Consider the following 9,348-nt stretch of genomic DNA (forward strand, 5'->3'; position numbering starts at 1 on the left):
CGCTGCGACTCCGCGCTCGTGTGGGCCCTCGTCGAGCACCGGCTGCGCGGCGGGGACGCCCCCGGCGGCGCACTGGCCGACACGGTCGCGGAGCTCGCCGAGGCGGCCCCCGGGTCCCGGCTCAACCTGCTGCTCACGGACGGCACCTCCATCGCCGCCACCGCCTGGGGGGACACCCTCTGGTACCTGGCGGACCCCGGCGGCCGCACGGCCGTCGCCTCCGAGCCCTACGACGACGACCCGCGCTGGACCGAGGTCCCCGACCGCACCCTGCTCACCGCGACCCGCACCGGCGTCGCCCTGTCACCGCTCAAGGAGCCCTGCCCGTGAGCCCGTTCGCCCTGACCCGCACCCTCCCCGCCGACGCGACCGCCGCCGCCCTGCGCGCCGACGTCGCCACGGGCCTGACCCGCACGCCCAAGGAGCTCCCGCCGAAGTGGTTCTACGACGCGCGCGGCAGCGAGCTGTTCGACGAGATCACCCGCCTGCCCGAGTACTACCCCACGCGCGCCGAACGGGAGATCATCATCGCCCGTGCGGACGAGATCGCCGCGGCCACCCGGGCCCGTACCCTCGTGGAGCTCGGCTCCGGCTCCTCCGACAAGACCCGCCACCTCATCCGCGCCCTGGCCTCCCTCGACCACTACGTGCCCGTCGACGTCAGCGAGAGCGCCCTGACCGGCGCGGCCGGGGGCCTGCTCGCCGACCACCCGGAGCTGACGGTGCACGCCCTCGTCGCCGACTTCCAGTACGGCCTGCACCTGCCCGCCACCCCCGCGCCGCGCCTGCTCGCCTTCCTCGGCGGCACGATCGGCAACCTGCGCCCGCAGGAACGATCCGCCTTCTTCGCCGCCGTCCGCGCCGAACTCGCCCCCGGCGACGCCCTGCTGCTCGGCGCGGACCTGGTCAAGGACGAGCGCACGCTCGTGCGCGCCTACGACGACGCGGCCGGCGTGACCGCCGCCTTCAACAAGAACGTCCTCACCGTCATCAACCGCGAACTGGAGGCCGACTTCGACCCGGACGACTTCGACCACGTCGCCCTCTGGGACCCCCGGCAGGAGTGGATCGAGATGCGGCTGCGGGCCCGCGCCGCCCTCGTCGCCAAGATCCCCGCGCTCGACCTCGCCGTGAACTTCGCGGCCGGCGAGGAGCTGCGTACGGAGATCTCCGCCAAGTTCCGCGAGGAGGGGGTGCGCGCCGAACTGGCGACGGCCGGCCTGGAGACCACCCACTGGTGGACGGACGAGGAAGGGCGGTTCGCACTGTCGCTGTCGGTGCCCGCCGCCGGATAGCCTCCCGGTGTGAACGGAGATGCGAACGGCGGACTGAACGACGAGGCCGACGAGGCGCGCGAGCCGCGGAGCCGGGCCCTGCCGTCCGGCTTCGAGCGCGGCACGGACGGGCCCAAGGTGATCGTCACGGGCGTCGACGGCTCCGACACGTCCTGGCGCGCCGCCGCCTACGCCGCGGGCCTGGCCCGCCGTCAGCACGCGCTGCTCGCGGTCGTCTACGTCCAGCCGCTCCTGGCCGGCGGCGCGGCGCTGGGCGCACCCGTGGCGGAGATGACGGAGGAGGTGGCCGGGGAGCTCCTGGCCGAGATCCGCGAGGCGACCGAGCGGCTGCGCGGTGTCCACGAGGTGCGCTGGGAGTTCCACACCTTCCGCGGGGACCCCTACCAGGGCCTCGTCCAGGCGGCCGACGACCTCAGGGCCGACGCGGTGGTCGTCGGCGCCTCCGAGCGCGCCGGCCACCGCATCGTCGGCTCCGTCGCGGTACGGCTGGTGAAGGCGGGACGCTGGCCCGTCACCGTGGTGCCGTAGCCGTCCCGGAGGGGTGTTCCCCCGGTACGGCGGGGGTAGGCTGCGGCTGCCCGGCGACAAGGAGGTCCTGCCATGTCCGACCAGGAAGCGGAAGCGACGGAGGCTCCCGAGCCGTCCGGGAGGCTGGAGCTCACCGACCGCGACGGCGTCCTGTCCCTGACCCTGTCCGGCGGCGAGGTCATCCCCAGGAACATCCCCGTCCTGGACGAGTCCGGCAAGCTCCTCGCGGTCTACACCGCGGGCCCGCCCGCCCCGCCGGCAGCCGAGGCCGCGACGGACGTCCTGGCCGAGCGCACGGTGGTCGACCTGACGTGAGCCGGGCGCGGGCGCTCGCCTCGCGCGCGGGCGCGGGGTGGGCCACGGTGGTGGGGACCGTACCGGCCCGCACCCCCTGGAGCAGCGCCCATGACGCACCACACCTACCGCGTGACCGAGATCGTCGGCTCCTCCCCGAAGGGCGTGGACGACGCCGTCCGCAACGGCCTCGACCGGGCTTCCCAAACGCTCCGCAACCTCGACTGGTTCGAGGTCACCCAGATCAGGGGACACCTCGTGGACGGCGCGATCGGTCACTACCAGGTGGGCCTGAAGGTCGGCTTCCGTCTGGAGGAGGGCGACTGAGGCCGCCGCGGCGGCCCGGCCCGCAGAACCCGGACGGAGCAACGCGCGCGGTACGGGTGAAGCGATGTGCGGCGCGAGTGGCACGTCCGCGGCCGGCACCGGCGAATATGAGCAATCCGTGACAGTTCTGCCGTTCGGAGGCCCGTGCGGCGCACGAGTGTGCCGAGGGGAACGATACTGTCCGCATGTCACGGGTACTGCTGATCGAGGACGACCGTGCGGTACGGGACGCCGTCACCCTCACCCTGCGCCGTCGCGGCCACGAGGTGGAGGGCGCGGCGACCGGTGAGGCCGGGCTCGCCGCCATGGACACGTTCCGGCCCGACCTCGTCCTGCTCGACCTCATGCTGCCCGACATCAGCGGCTTCGAGGTGTGCCGCCGCATCCGCACCACCCAGCAGATCCCGATCATCATGCTCACCGCCCGCGGCGACGACATAGACGTCGTCCTCGGCCTTGAAGCCGGCGCCGACGACTACATCGTCAAGCCCGCCCGCGGCGAGGTCCTGGAGGCCCGTATCCGCGCCGTGCTGCGCCGGGCCGCCCCCGGTGACGGCGGCCCGGACCCGGCCTCCCTCCAGCCCGTGGAGATCCACGGCGACCTGACCGTCGACCGCAAGGGCCTGCTCGTCGCCAAGCACGGCCAGGACCTGCCGCTCGCCCCCTCCGAGCTGAAGCTGCTGCTGTACCTGTCCGCCACTCCGGGCCGCGTCTTCAGCCGCCAGCAGCTCCTGGAGCACGTCTGGGAGCACAGCTACCACGGGGACGCCCGCCTGGTGGACGCCTGCGTGATGCGCCTGCGCACCAAGGTCGAGGACTCCACCCGGTCGCCCAAGTACATCCAGACCGTCCGCGGCTTCGGCTACCGCTTCGGACCCCTGTGAGGCGGCCCGCCCTGCGCGTGCCGTCCCTGCGCGTGCCGTCCCTGCGCCGGCCGTCCCTGCGTGCCGTCGCGGCCGGCCTGCGCGCCCGCCTCGTCCTGGCGTTCCTGCTGGTCGCCGCGCTCAGCGCGCTCACCACGGCGGCGCTGACGTTCCGCGAGGCCCGTACCGCCATCCTCAAGCGCACCCAGGACACCGCCATCGAGGCCCTGCGCTCCCAGGTGAACTCGCAGGTGCCGGACTACGCCTTCCCGCTCTCCCAGCAGGCCCTGCAGGACCTCCAGCACCGGCTCAACGCCGCCGGCAGCGCCCAGCGCTGGACCGTGTACGTGCGCTACCGCGGCAGCGGGCTCGTGCCCGGAGGCGACCACGGCCGGATCCTCCCGCGCGGTGTCCAGGAGAAGGTCCGCGCGGGCATCCCCGCCTTCCAGCGCCTGGACAGCGGCGGCGACCCCTGGCTCGCCATCGGGCTCCCGGTCACCTACCGCGGCAGCAGTGAGGCCTCCGGCCTGGAGGTGTACGCCCAGATGCCGCTCCGCGAGGACGAGGCGAACGTCCAGGCCCTGGTCAAGGCCGCGCAGAGCGGCGCCCTGCCCGCCGTCGCCCTGGCCGCCGTACCGGCCCTCATCGCCGCGCGCGGCGTGCTGCGGCCCGTGCGCGAACTGCGCCGCGCCTCCCGCAAGCTCGCCGCCGGCGAACTGGACACCCGGCTCAAGGTCACCGGCCGCGACGAGCTCGCCGACCTCTCGCGCACCTTCAACGACATGGCCGAGGCCCTGGAGGAGAACGTCGCCGAGCTGCGCCGCATGGAGGCCAACTCGCGGCGCTTCGCCGCCGACGTCTCGCACGAGCTGCGCACGCCGCTGGCCGCCATGACCGCCGTCGTCGACGTCCTCGACGACGACGCGGACTCCCTCGACCCCGACACCGCCTACGCCGTCCGCCTCATCAGCGAGGAGACCGGCAAGCTCGCGCGGATGGTCGAGGACCTGATGGAGATCTCCCGTTTCGACGCGGGCGCCGCGGCCCTCCACCTCGACGAGGTCGACGTCTCCGAGACCGTCCGCAAGACCCTCCAGGCCCGCGGCTGGCAGGACAAGGCCTCCGCCGACCTGCCCGAGGGCGTGCGCGCCCGGCTGGACCCGCGCCGCATCGACGTCGTCGTCGCCAACCTCGTGGGCAACGCCCTCAAGCACGGCGGCGAACCGGTGGACGTCGCCGTCCGGGTGGCCGGGGAGGGCACGGGGCGGAGGCTGCTGATCGAGATCGCGGACCGCGGCCGGGGCATCGACCCCGAGGTGCTGCCGCACGTCTTCGAGCGGTTCTTCAAGGCGGACTCCGCCCGCGCCCGCTCCGAGGGCAGCGGCCTCGGGCTCGCGATCACCCTGGAGAACGTACGCCTGCACGACGGCACCGTGCGGGCCGCCAACCGACCCGGAGGAGGCGCGGTGTTCACCGTGGATCTGCCGCTGCGGCAGGGCGGGGGCGAGACGGCGTGAAGGCGCGAGGAGTACGCCGCGCCGCCCCGGCCGCCCTGCTGGCCGTGGCGCTCACGGGCTGCGGCGTCACCACCACCGACGTCATCGACGTGGGGCAGCCCGCCACGGGGGCCAAGCGGCAGGGGGAGGTCAACTCGGCCGAGGCGAGGCTCTTCTTCATGTCGCCCACCGGTGTGACGTCCGTGACGCGGCCGGCCAAGGCCAAGCTCGGCGCCGAGGACGCCGTCGCGCTGCTGCTGCAGGGGCCGAACGAGGAGGAGCGGGTGCGCGGCCTGTACTCCGACGTGCCCAAGATGAACGGGGAGGTGCACGTCACGACCGGCACGCTGCGGGTGAGCATCCAGATGCCGTTCAACGTGCTGCGGCTGACACCCGTCTCCAGGAGCCAGTTCGTCTGCACGGCGGCGGCCAACGAGGTGCCCCGCGGCCGGCAGATCCACGACGTGAAGGTCGAGCTCAGCGGCGGCAGTTACGTCATCACCGACCTGGTCTGCGACAGCAACCAGGCCTTCCCCGCTGCCAAGCTCCCCAGCCCCACCCCCGCCCCGCCCCGCTGACTTCCGCCCGGCCGTCCCTCAGGTCCGCGGGAAGCTGAAGGCGTACCCCTCCTGCTTGAGCTCGGGCAGCAGCCGTCCGAGGGCCTCCACGGTCTGGGTGCGCGGGCCGCCGGCGTCGTGCATCAGGATCGTCGGCCCCTTGCCCACCTCGCGCCGGACCGTGTCGAGGATCTTCTGGACGCCCGGGCGCTCGAAGTCCTTGGTGTCCACGTTCCAGCCGAGCGGGCGCATCCCGTGCCCGGCGGCGATGCGCCGGCTGTCCGGGGTGAACGCCCCGCCGGGGGCCCGGTAGTAGCGCACGGGCTCACCGCCCGAGGCGTCCTCGATGAGCTTCCGGGCGTCGAGGATCTCCTTCTCCTGGTACTCCACCGGCTTCTTGTCCATCCTGGTGTCGTGCGACATGGAGTGGTCGCACAGCCGGTGCCCCGCCGCGACGACCTGCTTGACGAGGTCCGGGTGCTTCTGCGCGTTGGGCCCGGTCATGCAGAACGTGGCCTTGGCGCCGTACTCCTTCAGCACGTTCAGGACCTTGGGCGTCCACGTCGGGTCCGGGCCGTCGTCGATCGTGAGGTTGACCGCCTTGCCGGAGTCCTCCGGCAGGTGCTCGATCTCCTGACTGACCGTCCTGCCGGCGGCGGGCCGTTCCGCCGCCCGGGAAGTGCTGCCGCTCTCACGGTCGTTGACGGCCACGGCGAGCGTCCCGCCGGCTATCGCGAGGACCGCTGCCGTCGCCGCGATCCGGTTCCTGTGCCTCTTCGGCAGCGCCATGACGTCGCCCCCGCCCTCTCACTCGGTGTCCTTTACATCGAGTGAGAGTGCGGGGGCGGGGAAGAGCGTTGCGCCTGTTACGAATTGCTCATGTATCCGGCATAGGGGGCTCATCCGCGAGAGGCCGGGCGCCCGTCAGCTCGTGGGGCGGAAGCCGCGCAGCCGCAGGCTGTTGCCGACGACGAAGACCGAGGAGAAGGCCATCGCGGCTCCGGCGATCATCGGGTTGAGCAGTCCTGCGGCCGCCAGCGGCAGGGCCGCCACGTTGTAGGCGAAGGCCCAGAAGAGGTTGGCCTTGATGGTGCCGAGCGTCCGCCGGGCGAGGCGGATGGCGTCGGCGGCGGTGCGCAGGTCGCCGCGGACGAGGGTCAGGTCGCCGGCCTCGATGGCGGCGTCGGTGCCGGTGCCCATGGCCAGGCCCAGGTCGGCCTGGGCGAGGGCGGCCGCGTCGTTGACGCCGTCGCCGACCATGGCGACCGAACGGCCCTCGGCCTGCAGCCGCTTGACGACGTCGACCTTGTCCTGCGGAAGGACCTCGGCGATGACCTCGTCGATGCCGACCTCGGCGGCGACCGCATCGGCGACGGCCTTGTTGTCACCGGTGAGCAGGACCGGGGTGAGGCCGAGCGCGCGCAGCCGCCGGACGGCCTCGGCGCTGGTGTCCTTGACCGCGTCCGCCACCTCCAGCACCGCCCGGGCCGCGCCGTCCCAGGCGACGACGACGGCCGTGCGGCCCGCGGCCTCGGCGGCGTCCTTCGCCTCCCGCAGCCCGGCCGGCAGGTCCATGGCCCACTCCGCGAGCAGCTTCTCCCGGCCGACGAGGACGGCGTGGCCCTCGACGACGCCCTGGACGCCGAGGCCCGGGAGGTCGGCGAAGTCCTCCGGCACGGGCAGCGTGCCGACGCGCTCGGCGGCGCCCGCGGCGACGGCCCGGGCGATGGGGTGCTCCGAGGCGTGCTCCAGCGCGCCCGCCAGCCGCAGGGTGTCGCTCTCGCTCACGCCGCCGGCGGTGCGGACGGCGAGCAGGGTCATGCGGCCGGTGGTCACGGTGCCGGTCTTGTCGAGGAGGACGGTGTCGGCCTTGCGGGTGGTCTCCAGGACCTCGGGGCCCTTGATGAGGATGCCGAGCTGGGCGCCGCGGCCGGTGCCGACCATCAGGGCGGTGGGCGTGGCGAGCCCCAGGGCGCACGGGCAGGCGATGATCAGCACGGCCACGGCCGCGGTGAAGGCGGCGGTCGCGCCCGCCCCGGTGGCCAGCCAGAAGCCGAGGGTCGCGAGCGCGAGGACGATCACGACGGGCACGAAGACGGCGGAGATGCGGTCGGCCAGGCGCTGGGCCGCGGCCTTGCCGTTCTGCGCGTCCTCCACGAGCTTCGCCATCCGGGCCAGCTGGGTGTCCGAGCCGACGCGCGCGGCCTCGACCACGAGGCGGCCGCCCGCGTTGAGCGTGGCGCCGGTGACCGCGTCGCCCACGCCGACCTCGACGGGGACGGACTCGCCGGTGAGCATCGAGGCGTCCACGGCGGAGCTGCCCTCGACGACGGTGCCGTCGGTGGCGATCTTCTCGCCGGGCCGCACGAGGAAGCGGTCGCCCACGGCCAGGCCGGAGACCGGGATGCGCTCCTCGCGCCCGCCCCGCAGGACCGTGACCTCCTTGGCGCCCAGCTCCATCAGGGCCCGCAGCGCGGCCCCGGCCTTGCGCTTGGAGCGGGCCTCGAAGTAGCGGCCCGCCAGGATGAAGGCGGTGACGCCCGCGGCCGCCTCCAGGTAGATGTTCTCCGCGCCGCCGCCGCGGCTGACCGTCAGGTCGAAGGAGTGCGTCATGCCCGGCATGCCGGCGTCGCCGAGGAACAGCGCCCACACCGACCACAGGAAGGCCGCCGAGGTGCCGACCGAGATCAGGGTGTCCATGGTGGCCGCGCCGTGCCGGGCGTTGGTGAACGCGGCGCGGTGGAAGGGCCAGGCGGCGTACGTGACGACGGGCGCCGTCAGGGTCAGCGAGAGCCACTGCCAGTACTCGAACTGCAGGGCGGGCACCATGGCCAGCAGGACGACGGGGACGGCCAGCGTCACGGCCGTGACCAGTCGCTGCCGCAGCGTGAGCAGCTCGTCGCCCTCCCCGGCGGGCCGCCCCTCCTGCGCACCGGCGGGCGCCGCCTCGGCGGGCGCGGGCGGCTCCGCGGTGTAGCCCGTGGCGACCACTGTGGCGATCAGGTCGTCCACCGAGACGTCCTCGGCGTGGAAGACCCGGGCCTTCTCGGTGGCGTAGTTGACCGTGGCCTCGACGCCCTCCATGCGGTTGAGCTTCTTCTCGATCCGGGCGGCGCAGGAGGCGCAGGTCATGCCGCCGATCGCGAGTTCGACCTCGGCCGTGCCGGTGGTACTGCTCGTCGTCGTGCTCATCCGCGCTCCTCGTGCCGTTCCCCTCATACCCCTGGGGGGTATCTCGTACCTCCATGTATACCCCTGGGGTGTATCTCGCGCAAGGGGAGGAACGACTTCGGGCCGTACCCCTGGGGGGTACGGCCCGAAGCAGGCGGTGCGGAAGGTGCCGGGGGTCAGGGCTGCAGGCCGCCGAGCCGCCCTTCCAGCAGCACGAGCAGCTCGGCCAGCGTCGCGGCGAGATCGGCCCGGCGGTCCTCGCCGAGCCCTTCGAGGAGCGCGCTCTCGTAGCCCAGCTGGTGCGGGATCAGCCGGTCGATGAGCTCCCGGCCCTCGTCCGTCAGCGACAGGTGGGCCACCCGGCGGTCGCGCTCGTCGGTGCGGCGGGCGACCAGGCAGCGCGCTTCGAGCACCCGCAGCCGCTTGGTGACGGCGGCCCCGGAGGCGAAGGTCTCCCGTGCGATCTGGCCCGGGGTGAGCTCCCGGCCCGTGCGCCGCAGGGTGCCGAGGATGTCGAACTCGGCCCGCGTCAGGCCCTCGCGCACCAGCGGGGCGTCCGTGGCCTGCTGGAGCAGCGCCGCGCAGCGGTTGAGCCGGCCGATCACGGCCATCGGCGCGGTGTCGAGTCCGGGGTGGACCTGCTGCCACTGCCGCAGCACGCGCGCGACGATGTCCTCGGTCACGTTGGTGATCCTTTCCAGTCGGTGCTCCGGGTAGATTCTGCCGTCCCGCCGGTGACCGTCCGGAGGGAGCCCTCACATCGGCGCCGCGCCGCCGCCCGGTGCGTGCCCCCGGGCGAGTGAGGCCAGCGCCCGGT

The 9,348-nt window shown here is 73.8% G+C and carries 11 protein-coding genes; 8 read left to right on the forward strand and 3 right to left on the reverse strand.

Going from position 1 to position 9,348, the window contains the following annotated elements:
* The 8 genes from V7793_RS27255 to V7793_RS27290 form a co-directional block, all read left to right on the forward strand.
* On the forward strand, positions 1 to 330 hold a 330-nt coding region (locus V7793_RS27255), incomplete at its 5' end, for a class II glutamine amidotransferase (protein ID WP_443058006.1).
* Positions 327 to 1,295: an L-histidine N(alpha)-methyltransferase gene (egtD, locus tag V7793_RS27260; protein WP_336011037.1), complete on the forward strand. Its 969-nt coding sequence runs from the start codon at positions 327 to 329 to the stop codon at positions 1,293 to 1,295. The genes V7793_RS27255 and egtD, both read left to right, overlap by 4 nt.
* Before the next feature lie 78 nt (positions 1,296 to 1,373).
* On the forward strand, positions 1,374 to 1,823 hold the full coding sequence (locus V7793_RS27265; RefSeq protein WP_336011059.1) for a universal stress protein: 450 nt from the start codon (positions 1,374 to 1,376) through the stop codon (positions 1,821 to 1,823).
* Between the two features lie 72 nt (positions 1,824 to 1,895).
* Entirely contained in the window at positions 1,896 to 2,138 is a 243-nt protein-coding gene (locus V7793_RS27270) for a hypothetical protein (protein WP_336011039.1), read from the forward strand.
* A gap of 90 nt (positions 2,139 to 2,228) precedes the next feature.
* Positions 2,229 to 2,444 carry a dodecin gene (locus V7793_RS27275; RefSeq protein WP_168091199.1) on the forward strand — a complete coding sequence of 72 codons (216 nt, stop codon included), beginning with the start codon at positions 2,229 to 2,231 and terminating at the stop codon, positions 2,442 to 2,444.
* Positions 2,445 to 2,629: 185 nt separating this feature from the next.
* Entirely contained in the window at positions 2,630 to 3,328 is a 699-nt protein-coding gene (locus V7793_RS27280; RefSeq protein WP_336011043.1) for a response regulator transcription factor, read from the forward strand.
* 32 nt (positions 3,329 to 3,360) lie between these two features.
* A complete protein-coding gene (locus V7793_RS27285) occupies positions 3,361 to 4,824 on the forward strand; it encodes an ATP-binding protein (RefSeq protein WP_336011062.1) in 1,464 nt (487 codons plus the stop codon).
* Positions 4,821 to 5,381 carry a hypothetical protein gene (locus V7793_RS27290; protein WP_336011046.1) on the forward strand — a complete coding sequence of 187 codons (561 nt, stop codon included), beginning with the start codon at positions 4,821 to 4,823 and terminating at the stop codon, positions 5,379 to 5,381. The genes V7793_RS27285 and V7793_RS27290 overlap by 4 nt, the downstream gene beginning before the upstream one ends.
* Positions 5,382 to 5,399: 18 nt before the next feature.
* Here the strand turns inward: V7793_RS27290 and V7793_RS27295 are convergent, their stop codons facing one another.
* From V7793_RS27295 to V7793_RS27305, 3 genes are all read right to left on the reverse strand, one after another.
* On the reverse strand, positions 5,400 to 6,149 hold the full coding sequence (locus V7793_RS27295) for a polysaccharide deacetylase family protein (RefSeq protein ID WP_336011050.1): 750 nt from the start codon (positions 6,147 to 6,149) through the stop codon (positions 5,400 to 5,402).
* 135 nt (positions 6,150 to 6,284) lie between these two features.
* Positions 6,285 to 8,552, reverse strand: a complete 2,268-nt coding sequence (locus V7793_RS27300) for a heavy metal translocating P-type ATPase (RefSeq protein WP_336011053.1) — start codon at positions 8,550 to 8,552, stop codon at positions 6,285 to 6,287.
* Between the two features lie 155 nt (positions 8,553 to 8,707).
* Positions 8,708 to 9,214 carry a MarR family winged helix-turn-helix transcriptional regulator gene (locus V7793_RS27305; RefSeq protein WP_336011056.1) on the reverse strand — a complete coding sequence of 169 codons (507 nt, stop codon included), beginning with the start codon at positions 9,212 to 9,214 and terminating at the stop codon, positions 8,708 to 8,710.
* Between the last annotated feature and the right edge of the window lie 134 nt (positions 9,215 to 9,348).

It is taken from the genome of Streptomyces sp. KLMMK (assembly GCF_036961605.1).
Classification (GTDB): Bacteria; Actinomycetota; Actinomycetes; order Streptomycetales; family Streptomycetaceae; genus Streptomyces; species Streptomyces telluris.